The organism is Bombella favorum (assembly GCF_014048475.1).
Taxonomy (GTDB): domain Bacteria; phylum Pseudomonadota; class Alphaproteobacteria; order Acetobacterales; family Acetobacteraceae; genus Bombella; species Bombella favorum.
Map to the genome: position 1 here is coordinate 338,625 of NZ_NWUS01000001.1, position 23,485 is coordinate 362,109.

General features: G+C 50.2%; 24 protein-coding genes and 1 tRNA gene. 14 read left to right on the forward strand and 11 right to left on the reverse strand.

The window, feature by feature from the left end; translation table 11 throughout:
- Positions 1-31: 31 nt before the first annotated feature.
- Together CPA57_RS01590 and mscL are read right to left on the reverse strand one after the other, a co-directional pair.
- Entirely contained in the window at positions 32-328 is a 297-nt protein-coding gene (locus CPA57_RS01590; protein ID WP_182080921.1) for a hypothetical protein, read from the reverse strand.
- A 38-nt stretch (positions 329-366) separates the two neighbouring features.
- Positions 367-831, reverse strand: coding sequence for a large conductance mechanosensitive channel protein MscL (gene mscL / locus CPA57_RS01595; RefSeq protein ID WP_182080923.1), 465 nt, complete (start codon positions 829-831; stop codon positions 367-369).
- Positions 832-1,075: 244 nt separating this feature from the next.
- On the opposite strand from mscL, the gene rpmE reads away from it, so the two are divergent.
- The 4 genes from rpmE (at position 1,076) to CPA57_RS01615 (ending at position 3,831) form a co-directional block, all read left to right on the forward strand.
- Complete coding sequence (gene rpmE, locus CPA57_RS01600) at positions 1,076-1,303, forward strand: 50S ribosomal protein L31 (protein WP_077395507.1); 228 nt, start codon at positions 1,076-1,078, stop codon at positions 1,301-1,303.
- Between the two features lie 268 nt (positions 1,304-1,571).
- Positions 1,572-2,183 (forward strand): DUF1013 domain-containing protein, encoded by a 612-nt coding sequence (locus CPA57_RS01605; protein ID WP_182080925.1) that lies wholly within the window; start codon positions 1,572-1,574, stop codon positions 2,181-2,183.
- A 20-nt stretch (positions 2,184-2,203) separates the two neighbouring features.
- A complete protein-coding gene (gene purE, locus CPA57_RS01610) occupies positions 2,204-2,698 on the forward strand; it encodes a 5-(carboxyamino)imidazole ribonucleotide mutase (RefSeq protein ID WP_182080927.1) in 495 nt (164 codons plus the stop codon).
- Positions 2,695-3,831, forward strand: a complete 1,137-nt coding sequence (locus CPA57_RS01615; protein WP_182080929.1) for a 5-(carboxyamino)imidazole ribonucleotide synthase — start codon at positions 2,695-2,697, stop codon at positions 3,829-3,831. The genes purE and CPA57_RS01615 overlap by 4 nt, the downstream gene beginning before the upstream one ends.
- On the opposite strand, the gene CPA57_RS01620 is transcribed toward CPA57_RS01615, so the two are convergent.
- The gene (locus CPA57_RS01620; RefSeq protein ID WP_195805390.1) at positions 3,832-4,377 is read right to left on the reverse strand and encodes a JAB domain-containing protein; all 546 of its coding nucleotides are present in this window, start codon (positions 4,375-4,377) and stop codon (positions 3,832-3,834) included.
- Between the two features lie 96 nt (positions 4,378-4,473).
- Positions 4,474-5,097 carry a RadC family protein gene (locus CPA57_RS01625; protein ID WP_182080931.1) on the reverse strand — a complete coding sequence of 208 codons (624 nt, stop codon included), beginning with the start codon at positions 5,095-5,097 and terminating at the stop codon, positions 4,474-4,476.
- A gap of 99 nt (positions 5,098-5,196) precedes the next feature.
- Here CPA57_RS01625 and CPA57_RS01630 point away from each other — a divergent pair, with 99 nt between their 5' ends.
- Genes CPA57_RS01630 through CPA57_RS01640 form a run of 3 tightly spaced genes read left to right on the forward strand, consistent with a single transcriptional unit; the run spans position 5,197 to position 10,134 of the window.
- Complete coding sequence (locus CPA57_RS01630) at positions 5,197-7,407, forward strand: ATP-dependent helicase (RefSeq protein ID WP_182081763.1); 2,211 nt, start codon at positions 5,197-5,199, stop codon at positions 7,405-7,407.
- A 17-nt stretch (positions 7,408-7,424) separates the two neighbouring features.
- Positions 7,425-8,330, forward strand: a complete 906-nt coding sequence (locus CPA57_RS01635; protein WP_182081764.1) for a 50S ribosomal protein L11 methyltransferase — start codon at positions 7,425-7,427, stop codon at positions 8,328-8,330.
- A gap of 22 nt (positions 8,331-8,352) precedes the next feature.
- On the forward strand, positions 8,353-10,134 hold the full coding sequence (locus CPA57_RS01640; protein ID WP_195805404.1) for an aminopeptidase P family protein: 1,782 nt from the start codon (positions 8,353-8,355) through the stop codon (positions 10,132-10,134).
- Positions 10,135-10,214: 80 nt separating this feature from the next.
- Here CPA57_RS01640 and CPA57_RS01645 read toward each other — a convergent pair whose 3' ends face one another.
- Entirely contained in the window at positions 10,215-10,439 is a 225-nt protein-coding gene (locus CPA57_RS01645) for a DUF3126 family protein (RefSeq protein ID WP_077395500.1), read from the reverse strand.
- A 138-nt stretch (positions 10,440-10,577) separates the two neighbouring features.
- Between CPA57_RS01645 and CPA57_RS01650 the strand changes: the two genes are divergently transcribed.
- Positions 10,578-11,288 carry a hypothetical protein gene (locus CPA57_RS01650; protein ID WP_229709183.1) on the forward strand — a complete coding sequence of 237 codons (711 nt, stop codon included), beginning with the start codon at positions 10,578-10,580 and terminating at the stop codon, positions 11,286-11,288.
- 57 nt (positions 11,289-11,345) lie between these two features.
- Here CPA57_RS01650 and CPA57_RS01655 read toward each other — a convergent pair whose 3' ends face one another.
- From CPA57_RS01655 to CPA57_RS01670, 4 genes are read right to left on the reverse strand one after another with little or no spacing between them, the layout of a single operon-like run.
- A complete protein-coding gene (locus tag CPA57_RS01655) occupies positions 11,346-12,041 on the reverse strand; it encodes a pyridoxine 5'-phosphate synthase (RefSeq protein WP_182080933.1) in 696 nt (231 codons plus the stop codon).
- A 19-nt stretch (positions 12,042-12,060) separates the two neighbouring features.
- Complete coding sequence (gene pdxA, locus CPA57_RS01660) at positions 12,061-13,065, reverse strand: 4-hydroxythreonine-4-phosphate dehydrogenase PdxA (protein WP_182080935.1); 1,005 nt, start codon at positions 13,063-13,065, stop codon at positions 12,061-12,063.
- 18 nt (positions 13,066-13,083) lie between these two features.
- Positions 13,084-14,508: a M20/M25/M40 family metallo-hydrolase gene (locus CPA57_RS01665; RefSeq protein ID WP_182080937.1), complete on the reverse strand. Its 1,425-nt coding sequence runs from the start codon at positions 14,506-14,508 to the stop codon at positions 13,084-13,086.
- Entirely contained in the window at positions 14,492-17,695 is a 3,204-nt protein-coding gene (locus CPA57_RS01670) for a glycosyltransferase (protein ID WP_182080939.1), read from the reverse strand. The genes CPA57_RS01665 and CPA57_RS01670 overlap by 17 nt, the downstream gene beginning before the upstream one ends.
- A 236-nt stretch (positions 17,696-17,931) precedes the next feature.
- Between CPA57_RS01670 and CPA57_RS01675 the strand changes: the two genes are divergently transcribed.
- The 4 genes from CPA57_RS01675 to CPA57_RS01690 all read left to right on the forward strand — a co-directional run bounded on the left by CPA57_RS01675 (position 17,932) and on the right by CPA57_RS01690 (position 19,761).
- The gene (locus CPA57_RS01675; RefSeq protein WP_182080941.1) at positions 17,932-18,264 is read left to right on the forward strand and encodes a LapA family protein; all 333 of its coding nucleotides are present in this window, start codon (positions 17,932-17,934) and stop codon (positions 18,262-18,264) included.
- A 12-nt stretch (positions 18,265-18,276) separates the two neighbouring features.
- A complete protein-coding gene (gene pyrF / locus CPA57_RS01680) occupies positions 18,277-18,996 on the forward strand; it encodes an orotidine-5'-phosphate decarboxylase (RefSeq protein ID WP_182080943.1) in 720 nt (239 codons plus the stop codon).
- Entirely contained in the window at positions 18,993-19,646 is a 654-nt protein-coding gene (locus CPA57_RS01685) for a phosphoribosylanthranilate isomerase (RefSeq protein ID WP_326831332.1), read from the forward strand. The genes pyrF and CPA57_RS01685 overlap by 4 nt, the downstream gene beginning before the upstream one ends.
- A gap of 24 nt (positions 19,647-19,670) precedes the next feature.
- Positions 19,671-19,761, forward strand: a tRNA-Ser gene (locus tag CPA57_RS01690).
- A gap of 109 nt (positions 19,762-19,870) precedes the next feature.
- On the opposite strand, the gene nfsB is transcribed toward CPA57_RS01690, so the two are convergent.
- A complete protein-coding gene (nfsB, locus tag CPA57_RS01695) occupies positions 19,871-20,527 on the reverse strand; it encodes an oxygen-insensitive NAD(P)H nitroreductase (RefSeq protein WP_182080945.1) in 657 nt (218 codons plus the stop codon).
- Positions 20,528-20,886: 359 nt separating this feature from the next.
- Here nfsB and bfr point away from each other — a divergent pair, with 359 nt between their 5' ends.
- On the forward strand, positions 20,887-21,381 hold the full coding sequence (gene bfr, locus CPA57_RS01700; RefSeq protein WP_182080947.1) for a bacterioferritin: 495 nt from the start codon (positions 20,887-20,889) through the stop codon (positions 21,379-21,381).
- 39 nt (positions 21,382-21,420) lie between these two features.
- Here the strand turns inward: bfr and CPA57_RS09060 are convergent, their stop codons facing one another.
- The gene (locus CPA57_RS09060; protein ID WP_407647552.1) at positions 21,421-21,738 is read right to left on the reverse strand and encodes a (2Fe-2S)-binding protein; all 318 of its coding nucleotides are present in this window, start codon (positions 21,736-21,738) and stop codon (positions 21,421-21,423) included.
- A gap of 395 nt (positions 21,739-22,133) precedes the next feature.
- Here CPA57_RS09060 and CPA57_RS01710 point away from each other — a divergent pair, with 395 nt between their 5' ends.
- Positions 22,134-23,429, forward strand: a complete 1,296-nt coding sequence (locus CPA57_RS01710) for an MFS transporter (protein ID WP_182080951.1) — start codon at positions 22,134-22,136, stop codon at positions 23,427-23,429.
- Positions 23,430-23,485 lie beyond the last annotated feature (56 nt).

Below are 23,485 nucleotides of genomic sequence, written 5' to 3' on the forward strand. Positions count from 1 at the left end.
TTTTTTTATAACATTCTTACTAGACGCCTACTTATTTCAAAATAAGACCAAGATAACGGGTTAGCATTTGCTCTGCTTTAAAATCTGACCTGATCGTCTTGGAGTCTAGATTACAAAGTAATACTTTGCGGGTTATTTCATCCATCTTGATCAACACTGGCATGTCTTTTGGGTGTAACTTCCCGAGAAGAAAGGCCCCACGAGCCATACCGTTAATGATGAAGTACGAATAAAGATGCACGTTGGGCGATAAAGGCACGCCAAAAGCAGTACTCTCCGCCCTTGCGGGACCGATAAAAACAGCCCCCGCCAAGACGAGGGCCGCCATAGAAACCCGCCCTAATGTTTTCGTAACAAGAGAACAGGTCATTTTTCTGATGAACGCGCAGCCAGAATATCGCGAATCTCTGTCAGCAACACTTCCTCTTTGGAAGGTGCCGGCGGAGGAGTAGGCTGAGCCTCTTCTTTGCGGTGCAGTTTACTAAGAAGGCGCATCATCCAGAAAATGAAGAAAGCAATGATCAGGAACTGAATCACTGCGTTGAGGAACAGACCAACATTGATGGTCACTGCTCCCACCTTCTGCGCTTCTGCCAGCGTATCCTTAACCGGCCCCTTCAAGGTAATGAAGATATTGCTAAAATCCACTCCTCCGGTCAGGAGGCCTAGAATCGGTGTCAAGATATCCTTGACAGCACTGTTGACGATGGAACTAAACGCAGCACCAACGACCACACCGATTGCCAAGTCCACAACATTGCCACGCATGATGAACTTCTGGAAATCAGCCACCCAGCCAGGTGCTTTGATAGGGCTCTTTATGGGGCTCATATAGCCTTTCCCTGAAATTTGGAGAACAGACGCTGTTGGCAGGTGCTCTGCCATTGGTAGTACAGCGTCCACCTCATCGTAGCATACAGCGCATTATGGCAAAACTGTATGAAGTTTTTCAGAAATTGCACCATCGGCAAAAAGAATGACACTCAACCTTTATTTTATGGGCTAAATCCTTTATGGAGGGCTCCGTCTGCTCCGGTCGGTATCGGAGCTTCTTTCATCAGGTTCAGGAAATATTATGAAATCCGGCATCCACCCCGACTACCACGAAATCACAGTCGTGATGGCTGATGGCAGCGAGTACAAGACCCGCTCCTGCTACGGCGAGCCTGGCGCTAAGCTGCGTCTGGACGTTGACCCCAAGACTCATCCGGCTTGGACTGGTGTTCAGCGTATTCTGGATACAGGGGGGCAGGTTGCCAAGTTCAACAAGCGCTTCTCTGGTATCGGTAATATCAAGAAGTAAAGTTAACTTCACTCTGCGGGAAACCCGGAGCAAGCCCCCTCCCTTCCCTTACTGGGAAGCGGAGGGGTTCTTTTTTGCTGCAATATGCATTCAATTTTTGCAGCATTCGTATCTTGACCTCTCATACTCTCTAGCGCATTTTGGCAGGAATGTCGTGCATTATGCAGGCACCGCCCCTTATCAGGGTGGCGGGTGATTCTTTTTCAGAGTGGCCCGGGCCCTGCCAGATGCCGGACCATATTATCGCTCTGCAAAGGACTGCGTTGACATGACCCTGCCGCTAATGCCGAAGGCGACCGCCGTCTGGCTGATTGAGAAAACTGGCCTTACTTTTGATCAAATCGCCACTTTCTGCGGGATGCACCCGCTAGAGATTCAGGCTATTGCTGATGGTGAAGTTGGCGGTGGGATCAACGGTTATGATCCTGTAAAAAACAACCAGCTGACCGAAGTTGAAATCAAGCGCTGTGAAGCCAACCCTTCCGCTCGTCTTAAGCTGATAGCTACCCCGAATCCTGTGGCCCGCCGTGCTAAGGGTGCGCGCTATACTCCCGTTGCTAAGCGGCATGACCGCCCTGATGCGATTGCTTTTGTCTTACGGCAATTCCCTCAGCTAAATGATACACAGATCGTTCGGCTTCTGGGCACCACGAAAGATACGATCGCTAAGATTCGCAATCGTGAGCATTGGAATAGCCCCAACATCAAGCCGCGTGATCCGGTCATCCTTGGTCTTTGCACCCAGACAGACCTGAACGCTGCTGTGCAGGCTGCCAATGACCGCCTCGTTCGTGAAGGTAAGCCGCTTGAGACTATCCATGAAGACCTTGATCCGAACAGTCTCTTCTCATCCCATGATGGAACAGATTCCAACATCTAGGAAGGTGGAGAGAAAAGACGATGAATGCCTCACCGATGCCGACAGTGGGTGTGATCATGGGAAGCCAGTCCGATTGGGAGACCATGAAACATGGCTGTGAACAGCTGGAAGCTCTAGGTATTGCCTACGAGGCCCGGATTGTCTCTGCGCATAGGACCCCGGACCGTCTCGCTGATTATGCCAGAACTGCCCGTGAGCGTGGCCTGAAAGTCATTATTGCAGGAGCCGGTGGGGCAGCACATCTTCCGGGAATGTGTGCTGCATGGACGACCTTGCCCGTTTTCGGCGTTCCTGTGGAAAGCCGAACACTCAAAGGACAAGACAGTCTGCTTTCTATCGTACAAATGCCCGCTGGCATTCCTGTAGGAACATTGGCTATTGGGAAAGCCGGTGCCATTAATGCGGCCCTGCTGGCAGCCTCCGTTCTATCACTTTCTAATGACGAGCTTGCCGCACGGCTGAAAGTGTTCAGGGATAAGCAGACGCATTCTGTTGCAGAGGTGCCGGTTGGATGAAGATTGAAGCATTAAAGCCCGGCGCCTGTATTGGCATTGTTGGTGGTGGACAGCTGGGGCGCATGTCTGCTGTTGCCGCTGCTAGATTGGGCTATAAGGTTCATATCCTTTCCAATAGTAAGCCTAGCCCCGCAGCAGAAACAGCCGCTTATTTGACGATTGGTTCCTATGACGACCCTGTTTGTCTGGAAAAATTCGCTCGATCCTGTGATGTCATCACCTTTGAGTTTGAGAATATCAGTGCAGAAGGGTTGAGCCATCTTGCTCGTTTCTGTCCAGTTCATCCATCGGGACGCATTCTGGAGATTAGTCAGGATCGTATAACGGAAAAGACAACGCTTGGCTCTTTTGGGTTGCCAGTAGCACCATGGCGAGAGATTATCTCTGCAGATGAACTACGCTCCCTGTCGTCATTCGGATTTCCTTGTATTCTGAAAACCACCCGTTTTGGATATGATGGGAAAGGCCAGTTCCGCTTAGATGATGAAGAGGCTTTCAGAACACTTCTAGAAAAAGCGGATACTCTCCCCTATCCACTGGTCGCTGAGCAAAAAATTGATTTTGCTCGTGAGGTTAGTGTGATGGTAGCCCGTAATGCTGAAGGTACTATTCGTTGTTTTGACGTGTCAGAGAACTATCATCAACAGGGTATTTTGCGTGTTTCTATTGCTCCAGCGCCCATCATGCCCCTATTGGCTGAAAAGGCGCAGACCCTGGCAACAGAACTAGCTGAAAAGCTCGGGCTAATCGGTATCATGGGGGTAGAACTGTTCGAGGATCGGAACGGGAACCTTCTGGTCAATGAGATTGCTCCTCGCCCTCATAATTCAGGTCATTGGACCATGAATGCCTGTCTTGTAGATCAGTTCGAAATGCATATTCGTGCCGTGACCGGGCTCCCTCTTCCTCCTGCCCGGCGTCATTCAGATGCGTATATGCATAATTTGATTGGCCCGGATGATATGGCACTGCTGCCGGGAATTTTTCAGGAAGAGAATGCGTCTATCCATCTTTACGGGAAGGAAGAAGCTCGTCCCGGGCGTAAGATGGGTCACGTTAATCGAATCTTCCCTCGTGGCGGACTACCCGGAAGCATGGTTCTATCTAGTTATCAGCCTAGGCTTGAGGGGTGATCAATCATCAAAAAGCCCAAGCTGGCGAAAGCTGGTTTGGGCTTTTCTTGTAATGATGAGATGATCAATCAATTTGACATCTATGACAGCTAAGGCCCTCTCAATATTCTGGGTCATAATGATATCACTACGAGATGGATTGACCTGTCCTGATGGGTGGTTATGCACTATGATGATACCTGTTGCTTTTAGCTCCAAGCAGCGTTTGGCTATTTCTCGTGGATAGACTGATACATGGTTGGTTGTACCATGGCTCTGTACTTCATCACGGATGAGATAGTTCTTGCCATCAAGGAAAAGGATACGAAATTGTTCTACCTTTTCCCGAGCCATCTGAACCATAAGGTAGTCTTTCAGCACATCCGGTTGCTCTAGCAAATTCCCTTCTGGCAGAAGGGCACGTCCATATCGGTGGGCAAGCTCCTTCAATACAGCACAGAATACAGCCAGAGATATGTTTTCCTTGGCGATATTCTTTTGGTCTGTTGGTTGATCAAAAATAAGTTCAGCTAATGAGGCATGGTGACACAGCAAATGCTTTGCCAACTCTTTGCGAGCAGCCTCACTAGATACGACAAAAGATGCAACCCTGTGGAAGATATCTGCTACGGATAATTGATGCTGCGTAATTATTTCCGCTCCTTATAGAAGCCCCGATTCGCTCATACTGACATACCATCCATCCCCTATGAGGATCCCCTCATGTAAGAGGATATCTAAAGTTTGCAATGCCAATTTTAATCCTCGTATCTCGGGTGCTAATGCTGTAGCCGGAGATCGCGAATGGTAATAAACGATGATAGCGGCCGTGGCATGACAAGAAAGAAGATGTTGCGCTATCAAGCGATGAAAGCTGTGTAGATTGCTACTGGCAGGCAATAATTTTTCTGTAATGAGGCTGTTGTTACTATCCAGACAGATTAGACCGATTGTCGGTTCGTGCATTCTCTGCAAGGTGCCCTTCAGATAATTCATTAAGGCTGGGGCATTGCTTAGTTGGAGTGGTATGTCATCATCATTCTCCATAAGAGAACGGGCAACCAACACCGGAAGCTCTAGAAGGATGATGAGACGGTCAGTAAGACCGTGCCGTTTCAATTTGGCTTGAGGAGATTGCAGTAATCTCCCTAATGACCCAAAAGCTGCAAGCAGTGCCTTAGCCTGTGGGTTCGTATCCCTTCTTGGTATGGCGTAGAAAAGTAACACTTCTAGCAGCTCATAATCAGCAAGGGTCTCTGCTCCGTGTATGAGGATACGCTCTCGCATCCTAGCTCTATGTCCTTGTTTGGATGAAACTGCTTTTTTCACAATCTACGGTTATGTCCTAGCCAGCGTGTATGAGCCGCATTATACCAGATAATCGTGATGGATGATCTTTTTTCCCCCCGCTTACCGCCCGCAGGTCCTGATTATCTGCAGGGTCTGAATGAAGAGCAGCGCCTTGCCGTTGAAACAACGCAAGGCCCCCTTCTGATTCTAGCTGGTGCTGGTACAGGAAAGACCAGGGTTCTGACAACACGGTTTGCTCATATCCTGTTGGAGAAACTGGCATGGCCGGAACAGATTCTAGCTGTGACCTTTACCAACAAAGCCGCTAGGGAAATGAGGGAACGTATTAGTGCCATCCTCGGTAGGTCGATAGATAGCTTATGGTTGGGAACATTCCATTCCCTTTGTGCCCGTATGCTACGACAACATGCACCGCTTGTCGGACTGGAACGTAACTTCACCATTCTGGATACGGATGATCAGCTCCGTCTACTGAAACAGGTTATTGAACCTTGGAAACTTGATCTTAAACGCTCTCCCCCGGCGCAGATCATGCATCAGATCCAGTTATGGAAAGATCAAGCTTTGCTCCCTGACGCCCTCACTTCGGCACAAGCATCTGAATTAGCTAATGGTCAAACCCCGGCTATCTATGCGACTTATCAGGCCCGCTTGAAAGAACTGAATGCATGTGATTTTGGGGATCTTATGTTGCATATGATGACTATCCTACGTCAGCATCCTGACGTTTTGGAACAGTATCAGCAACGCTTCCGGTATATTCTGGTTGATGAGTATCAAGATACGAATGCCATTCAGTATCTATGGCTTCGTTTGCTAGCAAAAAGGCAGGATGGGCAGGATTCGAATATCGCTTGCGTTGGAGATGATGACCAATCGATTTATTCGTGGCGCGGTGCGGATGTTGCAAATATTTTGCGGTTTGAAAAAGATTTTCCCGGAGCAAAAATCATTCGGCTGGAACAGAATTATCGTTCTACGCCTCGTATCCTGAATGTAGCCTCACAGGTTATTGCCCATAATGAAGGTCGGTTGGGCAAAGTCTTACGTCCTGGACTGGAGACTAAAGATGGTGAGCCTATCGAAGTGATCAATACGCCGGATTCAGATGATGAAGCCCGTGTTATTGGACGGCGTATTCAAGATTTACATACAGCAGGTCAGCCCTACGGTTCTATTGCCATTCTCATGCGAGCGGGTTTTCAGACACGTCCCTTTGAAGATGCACTCATGAAAATGGGGATTCCCTATCAGATTATTGGTGGTTTAAGATTCTATGAACGGGCTGAAATACGAGATGCTATCGCTTATATGCGAGCGGTCTTATACCCTACTGATGATCTCGCCTTTGAACGTATCGTTAATCTACCTAAGCGAGGCTTTGGTAAGGTTGCTTTAACCCGTTTGCGCACGGCAGCAAAAAGCATGGGGAGGTCTCTTCAACAGACCCTTCAGTATCAATTACAGCAGGGAGACTTGAAGGGTAAGTTAGCGTCTAGTTTGACGGACCTAATGAATCTTCTTGTGAAGATGCGGGAAGTTGTCAGTAAGGAAGGGCATGTTGTCGCAACGGATATGGTGCTGGAAGAAAGTGGCTATCTGGATATGTGGCGGGATGATCCTAAAACCGTAGAAGCAGCAGGACGCCTTGATAATATACGGGAATTGCTTCGGGCAATTGGTGAATTCCCGACAATGGATGCGTTTCTGGAGCATATCGCCCTTGTTATGGACAGCGATAATGCACAGGATGATCCGGATAAGGTTAGTTTAATGACCTTACACGCTGCTAAAGGGTTGGAATTTCCGAATGTTTTTCTCCCTGGTTGGGAAGAAGGTCTCTTCCCTTCTCAGCGTTCTTTGGATGAAGGGGGGAATAAGTCCTTGGAAGAAGAAAGGCGGTTAGCTTATGTTGGATTGACCCGCGCTCGTGAGCGGGTAGTTATAACGTATGCGAATAGTCGAAGACTTTATGCCAACTGGCAAGATTCTGTACCAAGCCGTTTCCTTGATGAACTACCTGAAGACCAAATCATCAGAAATGTTGCAAAAGCTGGACATGCCCTAGGTTCAAAAACATTTTTTAATCGTCAGGCTCCTTCGCCAACAAAACGCGCCATAAACCCCTCCCCCGTACAATCGACTATCCCTATAGGGGCAACTGTACGCCATAATCGTTATGGTGAAGGGGTAGTCATTGGGGTGGAAGAAGATCGTCTGTCTATCAATTTTGAAAATATCGGTCTGAAACGGATCATGGCCGGTTTTGTGGAGATCGTATCGTGAAGACTAAACAAAGTCCCATTGCCCCGTCCCATGTTGGCACCCGCCACGCCCGGGCATTGGAAACACTCTCCATCGTAGTAGAGGAAATTCATGTGCCTCTCTTCGAACAAGCTCTTCTTGGAGTTTGCGATACAGTCGGGATGTTTGAAGAAGATGATGAACAACGTTACTGGCGGCTAGAGGCCGTTAAGGAGAAAGGCCGGAATGAAGAGGAGTTAGACAATGCCCTAGCCCTTGTCCGTGCCATGACGGGTGTGGAATCTCCCCTACATCGGCAGAATACCGAGGCAGAAGGCTGGCTTGCACGCACGCAGGAGGCTTTCCCTCCACAATATGTAGGACGACGTTTCTGCATCCGGGGAACGCATTTGCAGGAAACACCCCCTTCTAACAAACTAAACATCACATTAGATGCCGGCATCGCCTTTGGTTCTGGAGAACATGGTTCTACCCGTGGGTGTCTGCGAGCACTAGAAATGATTGCCCATCGCCATCCCCGGCATATTCTGGATATGGGGTGTGGGTCGGGCATTCTTGCTATGGCAGCGGCCAGTCTACTTCGTCGCCCTGTTCTGGCCGTGGATATTGAGCCATGGTCTGTCCGTGTCGCTGCCTCGAATGCTCGGCTGAACGGTATTGGCCCACTGCTTGACTGCCGCTTCGGCAATGGCTGGCATACAGAAGCCGTCCGCCGAAAGGCACCGTACGACCTTGTATTTGCCAACATTCTAGCCCGCCCGCTTTGTCGCATGGCCAAGGACCTCGCCCGTAACCTGCAGGCTGGAGGAACGGCCATTTTGGCTGGTCTTCTCAATACGCAAGCTCGTATGGTGCTAGTGGCCCACCAGAGACAGGGATTAGTTCTAGAGAAACAACTTCGTGAAGGCCCCTGGAGTACGCTCATCCTTCGGAAACCCGCCTAATCTTTCCCCTTCCGTTTTTTCAATGGTAGCGCTTGTGTCTCTCTCTTCCATCCCCCTGCAGGAACGTCCTGCCCTCGTTCGCCAATATTTCAATAAACTGGGCATTTCTGGGGTCATCATCACGCGTGGCGATGAGTATCTAGGGGAATATGTCGCCCCACATTCCGAAAGACTAGCTTGGCTAACAGGATTCACTGGTAGTGCTGGGCTTGCCATTCTTCTGGGAGAAAAAGGCAGCGTCTTTTCAGATGGCCGCTACACAGTCCAAATGGCCGAACAAGCACCTTCCACTTTATGGGAAACTCATCATAGCGGGCAAGTTCCTCCCCGGCAGTGGCTATCCCAAAATGGGCAAGATCTGCGTATTGGATATGACCCCAGACTAACTAGCCAGAGGGATCTCTCCTCATGGCAAACTGCTGGAGTTCAGTTGATTCCTCTATCGGAAAACCCGATTGATTTGGCTTGGCACGATCAGCCTCCTCCTCCAGCTGGTCTAATTTATCATCAACCTTTCAACCTTACGGGCGAAACCAGCCAGAGCAAGCGAAAACGTCTAGCCCAACAGCTGCGTGAAGAAGGACAGGATGCCATCATCCTTGCGGACTGTCCGTCCCTTGCTTGGCTTCTAAACATCAGGGGGCAAGACATTGCCATGACCCCCGTTGCTCACGCTTATGGTATCCTTCATGCTGACAGTACGGCGACTATTTTCGCCGATGCTTCACGTTTTCATGATAAAATTGAAGATCCAGGTATACACCCATGCCACCCTAATGAACTTCCCGATGCTCTGAAGGCTCTTTCCAACAAAGTGGTCCGAGTAGACCCGGCGACCACACCCGTCTGGTTTAACATGATGTTAAAGGAGGTCGGAGCTCATATTGTTGATGCAACGGATATTTGCACCCTTCCGAAAGCCATCAAAACAATTGTGGAGCAAGATGGCAGCCGTCGGGCGCATGAGCTGGACAGTGTCGCTCTTGCTCGTTTCCTTTACTGGCTGGAAGAGCATGGTATCGGCCACCATGAAACGGAACTGGCAGAAAAACTTGAAGCTTTCCGCGCTATGTCCCCAGCCTATAAAGGTCCCAGTTTCGAGACGATTTCAGCTGCTGGACCAAACGGAGCCTACCCTCATTATCGGGCAGAGGCTGGACGTGATAGCATCCTCCAGAAAAATAGCGTTTATCTGGTTGATAGCGGTGCGCAATATCCTTTCGGCACTACGGATATTACACGAACAGTCTGGACCGGCCCGGATGAGGCTCCCTTTAGCATCCGACAGGCTTTTACGGCTGTTCTAAAAGGTCATATCGCCCTCAGTCGCCAACGTTTTCCCGTGGGCCTCCCCGGTTACCGACTGGATAGTCTCGCTCGCTCAGCCCTTTGGAATCAAGGGCTAGACTTTGATCACGGAACTGGCCACGGCATCGGCAGCTATCTTTCCGTGCATGAAGGGCCTCAGTCCATTTCCATGGCACCGCGGCCAACTGGCCTTGTGCCGGGAATGATTCTCTCCAATGAGCCGGGCTATTACGAAGTAGGTGCTTATGGCATTCGTATCGAAAATCTGCTTCTTGTGCGAGAAAGCTCCCTCCCCGAAAACACTCGACCTTCCCTTGAGTTTGAGGTTTTAACCCATACACCTATCGATCGCAGACTTATCGCCATAGAGCAGCTAACCACAGAAGAGCGTTACTGGTTAGACCAATATCACGCTGTGGTTTTAGACAAATTGCTCCCGCTGTTGGAAACAGAACTTCATCCTTGGCTGAAGCGTAATTGTGCGCCTCTATCGTGAAGGCGAAAGCATTAAAAAAAACCTCTCACTTTTTAAGGTGAGAGGTTTCATATTAGTGATCAACAGGTTGTCCTGTTTAATCAGGCTGGGGGAAGATCTTCTTCCAACACCGTCATGTTGATGGCGTAAGACACTTCGCCTTCATCTTCATCACGATAAACGGTTCCAACGACCTCACCAGCCACTGCAATTTCTACACTCATGCCCTTACGGGGTGGAAGCTGCACCGTCAATTCCGGCGAACCCAGAAGGCGACGTAGTGCTTTCTGCAAACGGGGGGCTTCAGCAGCTGAAATATCGGCCATAAAGAAAACTCCAAAAATGGGAAACGGCCCTCTTCTCTAACCGATTGCTCCAGAGACTAAAACCCATCTTTCCGACAGAAAGAAAAACATGATACAGCATCTCATACTTACCTGCCTTTCTACTCTTATGGAGAGAGAATGACGTTGCGGAAAATCCTATTCCGGCTTACCTGTCTACTACCCATACCTTTGTCTGCTTGTGGTTACTGGGATGCTCTAGAAGCCCACAAAGCACAATATGAAATGGTGGGCATGACAACATTTGATCTGCAGGCCTGCGCGGGGGCACCCAACTCTACCAAAGCCCTAACCAATGATGTTGCCATATGGGAATATGATATAACCCGCTCTGTTGCGACAGTCAGCAGTACGCAAGGTACATCTCTTTTTCCTATCAATATCCCTGATGTCATCAACGGGTATCAACAGCTTTTTGGTAAACCAGGTTCAGCATGCCGCATGCTCGTCCGTATCGACCATGACCGCATCTCTGAGATCCATTACGCTGGAGACAATGACGAATATGTCGGTGAAGATGGTATCTGCTCCATGATCACCCGCGGCTGCGCACGGCAGCCTGAAGGCACAATGCGCAGTGCCCCAGGCTTCTGGCCAATGGGGCCGATTTCAGCTTTCCATTCTATGCCAACAGAAGAGCAACGCTCAGAGGCTACCTATTCCGACAAATCTGGAAAATTTGTTCCAAACTACGATCATAAACGGAGCGAACCTCTTATCCAGCCCGCTCCCAAGGATGGAGCTATCCCGAAGGTCTATCGGAATAATGGATTGCTCAACATCCATCAGGGCAACGACGGTTTGCCCATTATCAACATGCAATCCAAGTAACAACAATGGGAGAGTTTCCGCATCGGCAAGGAAACTCTCCATAAAAAACTACTTCTTTTAAGAAAGTAGATCTTTCATTCGCCGTACAGATTCTCCCAACCCTACAAAAACAGCCTCACTGATCAAAAAATGCCCAATATTGAGTTCTTTCAGGCCAGGCAGTTTTGTAATGGGAGACACGTTTTCGTAAGTCAGCCCATGCCCTGCATGAAGTTCCAGCCCACATTCTATGGCAATTTGAGCAGCCTTGTGCAGACGCTCCAATTCACCTTCCTTCCCCAAGGCATAGGCCCCCGTATGTAGTTCAATCACCGGAACGCCCAGCGAAGCTGCCATACGGATGGTTTCTGGTTCTGGATCAATGAACAATGAAACACGGATCCCCGCTTCCAAAAGACTTTTGATAGGCAGCGCTATGCTATCCCGTAATCCTACGACATCCAGCCCCCCTTCAGTCGTCAGCTCTTCCCGTCTTTCAGGAACGAGACAACAGGCGTGAGGCTTCAGGTCACAGGCCATAGCGACCATCTCATCCGTAACCGCCATTTCAAAATTGAGGGGTGCAGACAGAGCTCTAAGACGCCGTATATCCTCATCCCGAATATGACGACGGTCCTCACGTAGATGGGCAGTGATGCCATCAGCCCCATGCTCCAGAGCAAGCCTAGCGGCACGGACAGGGTCCGGGTAACACTCACCTCGTGCGTTACGCAATGTCGCAACATGGTCAACATTGATACCAAGACGGATCATGGACCGTTCCTTTCCCTCTTTATGAAGTCTGCGCATCACTCATGATACGCTGGAGAGCCATATCATGGGCCATAGCGAGAGCAGACAAAAGGCTTGAAATACTTGCCTTTCCTGTTTCTTCCGGCCCAACAGCAATATCAAAGGCCGTGCCGTGGTCTGGCGACGTGCGGATGATCGGCAGCCCTAACGTGATATTCACACCTCCAGCCATATCGAGCGTCTTAACTGGGATCAGCCCTTGATCGTGATATAAACAAATAGCCGCATCATACCGGGGGCGGGCAGCTGCGCTGAACATCGTATCTGGTGGCATAGGACCGATTACATTCATTCCTTCTCTTCGAAGGGCCTCTACAGCGGGCTGGATGGTCCGAATCTCCTCATCCCCCATCATACCTTTTTCCCCGGCATGAGGATTCAAGCCTGCTACAGCAAGACGTGGCTGTCGGAGGCCAAAATCACGTCGGAGTGATGCTTCTGTCACCCGTGACACAGCGACGATTCGATCCACTGAAAGTGTATCAATAGCTTTCTTTAAAGAAATATGGATACTAGTCAGCGTGACCTTGAGCTCCGGGCAGGCCAACATCATGACTTCCTGCCCAGTTGCCCCACATAAAGCTGCAAGAAATTCTGTATGTCCCGGATGCGGAAAGCCGGATGCGGAAAGCACATGCTTGGCAATCGGATTCGTCACAACAGCACTAGCAGCACCTTCTAGAGTGTAATGGACAGCCTTTCTGATACTCTCAATCACCGTTACGGCATTACCCGGCGAAGGGCGGCCAGGATAGACCGGCTCCGGGCAAGATAGCGGCAGCACTGGCAAGGAATCAGCAAAACAGGCGGCCGCTTCTGAGGGATGTCGTATCTCCCGATATGGAGTACTCCTCCCCAGTAAAGTAGGGTCACCTATCCAGAAAAACACCTGCTCACTGGCCTTAAGGCTGTTCCATACACGACGCGTCAATTCTGGCCCTATGCCGGCCGGGTCTCCCATAGTCAGGGCAATAGGCAATACCATATCAGCCTCCTGTAGGGATCAACGCGCCAGAGCTGCCAGTATACGCACCCATGAGCGGATGCCATGGAAGAACGAATCCAGACCATATTGCTCATTGGGCGAATGAATCCGATCATCAGCCTGAGCAAAACCAACCATGAGTGCATCCATCCCCAGAGCTTCACGGATTTCCTCGGCTACCGGGATCGACCCCCCGCACCCAGTCATGACGGCCCGCTGCCCCCACTCCGCACCTAACGCCTCCAACGTTGCCAGCAGGAAGGGACTTTCGCCATTCACCGCAAAGCCAGGGGAAGCTCCATGACTCGTAAAAACAACGTCGACATCTTCAGGAAGAGCGGCACGAACGTAAGCCCGAAAAGACTCTCGAATCTTTAAAGGGTCCTGCCCCGGCACCAGACGGAATGACAATTTTGCGGAAGCCCGTGCAGGAATGATGGTCTTGAACCCATCATCCTGATAACCGCCCGTCAGGCCATTGACTTCAAAACTCGGACGGCACCACGTCTGTTCAATAGCACTGAAACCCCGCTCCCCTGCCGCCTGAGAAAGACCACCCCCCTCCAGCAGGGCCGCATCATCAGGATAAAGAGCCCGCCACTGCGCACGCACCTGCTCATTTGGTTCAGTCACACCATCATAGAAGCCGGGCAGTGTAACCCGTCCCTGTTCATCACGCAGGCCACTAATAATCTGACAAAGCAGAAAGGCCGGATTGGCAGCTGCATTGCCATACATGCCAGAATGAAGATCCTGACAAGCAGCGACAAGTTCTATCTCCTCTGCCACAGTGCCACGAAGAGAGGTCGTGATAGCAGGTGTCTTCCGGTCCGGCATGGCGGTATCGCAGATCAGAGCGACATCGGCTTGTAGTTCTTCCAGATTTGCCTTGAGGAAGGGTAACAGATTCTCCCCTCCGGATTCTTCTTCACCTTCCAACAAAAAACTCACGGCGACAGGCAATTCACCGTGGACAGCCTTCCATGCCCGACAAGCCTCAATAAAGGTCATCACCTGCCCTTTATCATCACTCGCCCCCCGCGCCACGATGACTTTACGGCCATCATCAGTTTCCTTCAGGCAAGGTTGAAACGGGTCTGTGTTCCAAAGCACTTCAGGATCTGTCGGCTGCACGTCGTAATGACCATAAAATAAAACATGCGTCTGCCCGCTCTTTACCTTTTCTTCATTGGCTTCATCATGCCCAACTACCATCGGATGCCCGGGCTCTGCCCATGAGACCTCTCGAAGAGAGGCTGTAAAACCAAGCCCCCGCAGTTCATCAACCAACCAGCCCGCAGCTTTTCGGCAATCATCGGTGTGGTGCTTTTGTGTAGAAATGCTGGGAATACGCAGCAGATCACACAGTCTTTCCAAAGCCGCATCCCCATTGCTCTCCACATAGCGGAGAACCTCTGCCATTCTTTCACGCATTTTCAGCATCCTCCTTCTGGCCCCGCTGTTCCTCTGGCAATGTCACGCCCAAACGGGTGGGGAGTGGCATGAGTTCGTCTTCCAACTCTTCGTCAGGCTCTTCTGAATTTTCTTTTACAGAGGATGACGTCTCGCCACCGGACTTCAGCACAATACGCAGGGGGGATGGCGCAAAAGCCCGGCGCTGTGGCCTGCTCTCCTCCCTAAAAGGCCGTTCCATCGTGGTAGGCCCCTTAAGCAACGTCTCAATAAACTGTCCGAACATCCTATGCAGACGGTCATGACCATGCCTTTCACGCACCGTGTCATGCGCTTTATGGCGTATCCGGCTCCAGAGCTGCGGGTCCTCGTAAAGACGGATGATCTGCTGAGCAAAGCGCTGCGGATCATTAAATCCACCATCCAACGCTTCTTCTTCATCTTTCCAGCCAAGACGCTCCATTTGGACGCTATTCAATACGGCAGGCACTCCCCGCCCTGCAGCTTCCAGTATTTCGGTAGCCTGTGTTGTGAGAACTCGTGATGGATCCATAAGAATACGGCAGCGATCCATCATGCTCGGCAATGTATCCATCTCGGCTAGTCCGTCCAGCGGTGCCAAACGTTCATAAAAGCCTAAATCAACCAGAGGGTGATGATACCCCCCAATGCCGATAGAGGGCTGTGTACCGAAGTGGCGTTGCAGATACGGCATTACAGAAAGGCAAAACCAGTCAAAACCATCATGTCCGGCATCTCCGGTACGATAGATGGACAAGGGAAAGAGAATACCCTGACGCCGCCCGAATTCGTCATCCCTCCCCAACTGGCGAGAAGAAACGGCATAAGGAAGAGACGTTACGATGCCATAGCCTAGCCTGTGCAACAATGCAGCCGTCTGCTCATCTCCTGTTACAATCCCCTGACAGAGCCAAGCATATTCCAGCTCCTTCCGGGCCTCTCTCATGAGGCGTGCCGGTTCATCCACGACACCAACCAGACGCCGTAGATGCTCCTCCATAGCCTTGAGGGACGTGCCATCCTGATTGACGGTATCCAGAACGATCAGCCTGTCTTGGACAGCAAAGTCTCCTGTCGCAAGAACAGGGCCAAGGCTGGACAGAACCTGCGTCCCACTAAGCCAAAGCATCTTCATATCGGCCTGCCATTCCCGCAAGAAGGATGGAAAATCCTCTATGCCTCGCCAGCATTCCACATCAGCCGGATAATCATGGGGGACAACCAGCCGATCCTCATGCCTCCGCTCCAGACCAACAATAAGCACACGCCACCCTAGCCAGCGGAAGGCGTCAATCTGTTGCATAACCCGCTGTGTTGGCCCCCCCTCAACCAAACGTGGCAGATGAGGGAAAACCATCATAACAAGAGGACGATAACTTTTCCCAGTTTTGACACTTCCTCCAGCTATGGCGTGGCCGGGCAGAAAGATAGGAAACAATCGCCGTAATGCCTCTCTTTCCATGGTCCGGCTTGTGTAACTTTCCGGCGTGGTATTTAGCATTTTGGCCTGAACAGTGGGCCAATATGACAACGTCCTTCCCGTTGCCCTCAATGCTATGGAGAAACAAGGAAAGAAAGGTTCTGCTTTGTACCCGTTCAAATACCCCAGAGCGTCTTCCAGTCCTTTGCGATGGCAGAATAGCATCCCTCCCTGCACAGCCTCCACAATTCGCTGGAAACTGACGGACTGCGCTTGTGCCTTCTCTCCTTGCCCGTGGCAGGTAATACTACCATCACGCCATACGGCACTGCCTGCCTCCAGCACAGTATTGATGCTTGTTAGCAGTTTACCGCCACCTTCAGTTCCTTCCTCCATCATGAAGGTCAAAGCGGTAGGAAGAGTCATTGGCAGCAGCTGCACACCAGATTCCAACAACAGAATGCGCTCTCCAGCAAGAAACGGGATAGCCCGTTGCAGTTGCTGCGCCAGTGGCAAGAGCTTGTCACTGACGATATGCTGCAGACCTTCAACGGCCTGATCTAGCCGTTGCCGGGACAGAGCATTACCCGTCCCCACTACGATAACCTGTAGATTAGGAAGACCCTGTGTATGCAGGGAGGTCAGCGTGGCAATGTCGAGCAGGTAATTACCCTCTGAAAACAGAACAACACTCAGCTGCGGCTGCGCTTGCTGGACAAATCTCAGTGGACGACGAAAAAGGGAAGGCAGGCTGGCCTCTACCTTCTGCAATGCCAGCTTGTTGGCTGCTGTTACGGATATCTCGGGAGAGGTAGAACTAATCTGCCCCTCTTGCCGCAAAACCCACAGCAGAAATGGATTATCAACATGTGCTAGATTAAGCACACGGGGCAGGTCCAACGTTGCCACAAAAGACCGGAAGTCTAGGTCTGAAGATGGGCTGCGCTGCTCATCAATGCCCGCCCGTATGAAGTGGGCATAACCATTGCGGAACACTCCGCTTCTAACGGCTTCCGCAACATCGGGATTCTGTGCCAGATAATATGATTCATCGAAATACGGGTTCGGATCATAATCCCCCGGATTGTCACAGCTCATGTAATGATGAAGAGGACTTACAAACACCCCATCATTGATCAAATCTGTAACCTCAGGATAACGTTCAAGATACCAAATAGGGTCAAAGTACCATGATGTTCTAATCGTCCTGACATCCGAATTCTCAAGGGACAGGTATTGGCTAAAAGCCCCTTGCGAAGGATCGAACGGAATATTCTCCCTTAAACATTCACGAATAAAAAGTTCGGCATCAAACAGAAAATGGGGTGAACGGAACCCATAATCTCCCACACAAAGGAAATGGTCATACGCATTAACATAGCCAGCATCACGCATGGCCCGGAGGCTATAATCTGTATTTTCTCTGAGATAATACTCGGCCAAAAAAAGCCAGTGCCCTGAACAACTTTGATAGCCAACATCTACGTAATGTTGGAAACCACTCTGGAAAATGCCTTTTTCCTGCACGCCACGCCGGACATCGGGATAGGCTTTCAGATACCATTCTTCATCAAAATATCTGTTGGGAGATGCGCCTTCTTTTTCTTTATGCCCCTGCCATCTTTCGGCGAGCTGGGCATCCGTCCAAGTAGCTCCTGATTCTGCCAACTGACGAGCATAACGGCGGCGATACCACGCAGCATCAAATTCACACCAGACAGGAGCCCTTGCCCGATCGTCTACAACTGCTTCCAAAGAGGTCCCGTCCGTGTTCATTTTGTTTCCACAAGCCCTTCCATCATTAGGATGACGCCCAAGTGGCTATACCAGAGTTTCTTCCTTTTAGGGAGGATAACACCTCCCCCCATTAGGGGCATCATGTAAAGATGAAACCCATAGATGACATAATGGGAGAGTTCTTCTAAAGTCCGCCAACGACATTCAACAGCATTCTTCATCCCTCTCTTGGTCTATCTTGTTCACTGCCATGAGGCAGGATAGGAGCAGTCTTCATGATTCGCCTTTTAATCATCGTTCTTTTTCTGGCTTTCACAGCCATTTTTGCCATGAGCAATCTGGATGATGCGACCGTTTGGTTGGCGTCATTCGGTTTCTCCATCAAGATGGGGAAACTTATCGCTCTTCTCGCTGTCCCTTCCCTTATGCTGGGAATTCTGCTCGGCCTGACCGGTGAACTGCGCCAGCGTCGGCGGGCTCGCAAAGCCGAATCACAGCTGCGCAGCTCCCACAAACAGCTCATTGAGCTCCATCAGCGTCTAGACCAGCTCAAGACCAGCAGTTCTGCCTCGGGCACAGAGACGGCCCAGCTTTCCTCACAGAAATAAGATCTACTCCCTATGTCTGCTCATCGTACCCGCCTCATCGCCGCACTGGATACCGCTTCTTATGACCAAGCCCTACACTGGGCAACTGCACTTGATGGCATAGTTGATGCCATCAAGCTGGGGCTGGAATTTACCTACGCCTGCGGGCTAGATGCCGTAAAAACTCTGGGGAACCGGCAAGATCTGTTTCTTGATCTGAAACTGCATGACATCCCCAATACAGTTGCCTCAGGCCTGAGAGCATTAACCCCTATCAAGCCAAGCTTGATGACCATTCATGCACTCGGCGGTGCCGAAATGATCAGCCGCTCCCGTGCTACGCTGGAAGATGCTTTCGGTAATGATGAAAAACGGCCCAGACTGCTTGCTGTGACCGTATTAACAAGCATGAATGAACAGAGCCTTAGTGAAATTGGCATCAATGCCACTCCATTAGACGAAGTAGTGCGTCTAGGGCAGATGGCCATTCGCGCTGGGGCAGATGGACTTGTTTGCTCCGCTCATGAGATCACAGCACTGCGTGATGCTCTAGGCGATGGACCGGAACTTGTTGTGCCTGGTATCCGCCCCGCTGGCAGCAATACAGATGACCAGAAACGCATCATGACACCCGCACAGGCTGCACAGGCCGGGGCTGACTGGATTGTTGTTGGTCGCCCTATTACTAAAGCAGATGATCCAGCCGCGGCAGCGCAAGCCATTCAGAATGAATTGCGAGCCATTGCCCCGTGAGTGTTGACGTCAAAATATGCGGCTTGACACGGGTCGAAGATATGAAGGTCTGTGCTGCGATGGGTGTGCGATGGGTGGGGCTGGTCTTTCATCCAGCCTCTCCCCGCTTTGTACAGCCAGAGCAAGCCGCTTATCTCCATGCAGCTATTCCAGCTCCTGCCCAGAATGGCCCTCTTCGTGTCGGGCTCTTTGTTAGGCCGACATATGACCAGATTGCAGAGGTTCTGAATCATGTTCCTCTGGATATTCTGCAACTTTATACGGACGAAACCACAGCTCTTACTCTGAAAAAACGAACAGGCCGGTCAGTCTGGCTTGCCCGTGGGATAGCGCAACAAAGCGACCTGCCCAACTTAAACACCCTGGATGGCTATGTCATTGAGGCTCCAGCCCAGAAAGGGGATACCCGACCTGGCGGGTTGGGCCGTACTTTTGATTGGACACTGACACGCCAATGGCAGGCCCCTACCCCGTGGCTTCTTGCCGGGGGGCTGACACCTGATAACGTAAATCAAGCAGTACAGGTCAGCCACACTCAGGCAGTTGATGTCTCATCTGGCGTGGAAGAAACCCCTGGTATTAAGTCCGCTCTTCTCATTGAAAAATTTGTAAAAAATTCTCAAAAAAGGTCTTGCACTTCCGAGGAATAATGATATTGTCCCCTCATCGCTCGCGGAGAGATGGCCGAGCGGCTTAAGGCGCACGCTTGGAAAGCGTGTGTACGTTAATAGCGTACCGAGGGTTCGAATCCCTCTCTCTCCGCCACTTCCCTAAATGAAAATGTCTGCCTTGCTCTCACCCCACTAAAGTAGGTGTTGGTGAGCTTTGTCCATCATAGAGGGAACAAGTCCCTCTACAATGGATTGAGCATGTCTCAAGCTTTCGAGAATACAACCTCGGCGGACAGGCGAGACTTAGGCAATCTCGCATTCCCATCTTTATCAGAGTGATAGCCAAGCGAAATCATGACCAGGGGCGTCAGCCCCTTGCTTTCCAGATCAAATTCCTCCGCAATAGCCTCTGGCAGGAAACCCTCAATGGGTGTTGCATCCACACCAAGCAAGCCAGCTGAAAGCAGCAGGACCCCTTGAGCAAGATAGACCTGCTTCTGGTTCCAATGGGCTACATCCCCAGCATCAATATGCTGCTGAACGTAACCGGCACGAGCGGCAGCGAGCCATTCCCGGGCTGCCTTGTCAGCATAACGACCGTCTTGTTCTTCCTTGTTTAAAACTTCTGTCAGATATGCCTCCGACAACTCGTTACGGGCACACAGCACCACAACATGAGAAGCCTGTAAAATCTTCGGCCTGTTGTAAGCCAACGACCCAACATCAGGTGTGGCCTTAGCAAGACGCTGCTTGCCAGCCTCATCATCTGCCACAATAAAATGCCAAGGCTGAGCATTGACCGAAGACGGGCTATAACGCAAAGCCTCCAAGAGCTGCGTCACCGTTTCTTCCGGAATACGCCGTGTCGCATCGTAAGCTTTGGTTGCGTAGCGTGTTTTTAGCGTATGAAGCAGGTCCATAAAGTCCGTCCTTATGTTTTTGGAACTATGTTCTATGGGTATCAAACAAAAAGCGTCCGGTAAAGTAGCCTCTCCTCTTCCCGCCGCCATGATGGCATGGAGCTAATAATTGGACCAATGAAAAGAAAAATTTATGCGAATGATCGTATTTTTAAATATGTATCGACACAACAAAGAATAACCAGAAATACTGCTACAATAAATTTGATAATCATTTTCACAAACCCTCTTTGATAATGATTATCAAATACGAATACATGCTTCACACATTTTTTTATTGCGTTCTCTTTTTATGAAGACTATACCGACCTCCGTTGGAGACACTCCTACAGTTCACGTTTTATACGATGGAGAGAGACATGGCTGCAAAAGACCCGAAGGTTATTGAATATCTCAACGCTCAGCTTGCTAATGAGCTGACCGCTATCAACCAGTACTTCCTTCACTCCCGCACCCTGAACCATTGGGGCGTTACTAAGCTGGGTAAGAAAGAATACGAAGAATCTATCGAAGAAATGCGTCATGCTGACTGGCTGATCGAACGCATCCTCTTCCTTGGTGGGCTGCCCAACCTGCAGCACCTGAACCCGCTTCACATCGGTGAGAACGTCAAAGAGATTCTGGAATGCGACCTGAAGGTCGAGGCTCTGGCTCTTGAGAAAATTCGTGAAGGCATTGCCTATTGCGAAAGTGTCCGTGACTTCGTGTCTCGTGACCTGCTATTCCGCATTCTGGCAGACGAAGAATCCCATGAGGACTTCATCGATACACAGCTCGATCTCATCAAGCAGATCGGTCTGGAACGCTATATCACCCTGAATTCTGAAAGTGCTGACCAAAATAGCGGTCACTAATCGCTGTCAGACTTTCTGACCGTATGAAAGAAGCCTCTCTTACAGGGAGGCTTCTTTTTTTTGTATCGGCCCATCATTATTGACAGCCTGCACCGCCAAACTTTGCTCAATAGCGATAGTCGTCGGGCAAGGGCAGTTCTTTCGTTTGGCCTCTTTCAGAAGGCAAGCCACCCCCTTCACACAATTCCCGCACTTCACCTGACATTGGCGTGCGGAATAGATCTCAGAGACTTTCACGACCCCGGCTTGAATGGCAGCCTGTACGTCCCTGTCAGACAAACCGTTGCATGAACATATAATCATCCGAACCTCGCCCTTTGATCTGGCTCTGTCCCTAGACGCTAATGATAATGACATTCTTTCGCAACTAAAAAATTCTTTCCTGAACCGTATTCCATTTCAGAATGACATCGAAACAGATGTCAAAAAATCCCTGTCTCCATAAGAAAGAAAAGCAATTTATAAATAGGTTTCTGAAATACGCTTACACTTTTCCCATCCCCTTAGGGAATAGGTCAAAAACAAGCCGAAAATATTCGAAATTGAAAAAAAATTACCTCTATGATATGTACGACGTACTTCTTCGGTAAGGAGTGCATCTTATATTCTTATCTAAGAATATAATAAAATAACTCCTTCATACGAATGATCATTTAAAAGGCCTGAGCACTCTCGTAAGGCCAGTCAATCATCCGAGAGGAAGGGATCAGAAATGTCCCTCAATTCCTTTCACAGCAAGCGGAGAGATTTCTATGGCTGATAAGCCAGACACCAAACGACACTTTCTTGAAAAAATAGGCATACCAGCCGCCCTTTTCTGGGCGTTTCTCGGGCAGCTCCTCTTCATGGTCGGGGATGGTGTCGAGGCTGGATACCTTGATACGTTCATGCTCCATGCTGGCCATCCCCAAAGCTTCGTCAACGAGCTTTTCACCTTCTACGGCATCACCGTGATGATTGCGGCATGGTTTGCTGGTCCATTATCCGATCTCATGGGCCCTAAAAAGGTCATGTGGATCGGGTTGGTTCTCTGGGCTGTGCTGGAGGTTGGTTTCCTTGTTTTCGGTCTGACACCCAATAATAGCACATGGATTCTGACGTTCTACGCCCTACGTGGATTTGCCTACCCTCTATTCGCTTACGGCTTTTTGGTCTGGATCGCCGCCGCCACGCCTACATCCATGCTGGGAGCAGCTGCAGGCTGGTTTTGGTTTTCCTTCTCGGCTGGTCTACCGACTCTAGGTTCTCAATTCGCCCGCTTTGCTATCCCAGCTCTAGGCGAAATCAATACATTCTGGTGCTCTCTTGGGCTGGTTATTCTCGGGGGGCTCATGGCCCTACTCTTCACCAAAGAACCAACCGGAAACCGTCGCCTTCTCCCTGCCAATGTACCTGCCAGACAGATCTTTCTTGGGTCCATCAGCATCATCTGGCGAGAGCCTAAAACCCTTATTGCCGGAATTGTGCGTACTGTCGATACGTCTTCAGAATACGCTTTTCTGGCCATTATGCCGGGCTTTTTTGTGGATCATCTTGGTTTCACTCTGGGGCAATGGCTCAATCTTCTGTCGCTCATCTTCCTGAGCAATATCATCATCAACCTGGTATCCGGCATGGTCGCCGATAAGATTGGTTATCGCTTTGTCGTTGCTGCGTTCGGAGGTGTTGGCGGGTTTGTTTCAATCCCCCTCTTCTACTATGTTCCCCTCTGGTATCCAGGCAATTTTGCCGCGGCTGCTGTAGTCGGTGTTCTCTATGGGGCTTCCATTGCCGCCTTCGTCCCTCTCTCTGGCCTGATGCCGCAGATATGCCCACGAGAAAAGGCCGCCGCCTTGTCCATTCTCGGATTAGGCGCTGGAGCTTCCACCTGGGTCGGTCCAGCTATCGTCTCATTCTGTGAAATGATTTTCGGTGTCGGAATGTCCTATGTCATCTGGACATTCGCTATTATCTACCTTCTGACAGCCGGTCTAACCATGACCTTGACGGTATCGCCAGAAGCCCGTCAGTTCATCAAAGAACAGGAAAAGAAACAACCCACTTCCTGACCTATCTTGCCGGTAACCGAATGGAGTAAAGGCCATCTCCTGTGGATGGCCTTTAC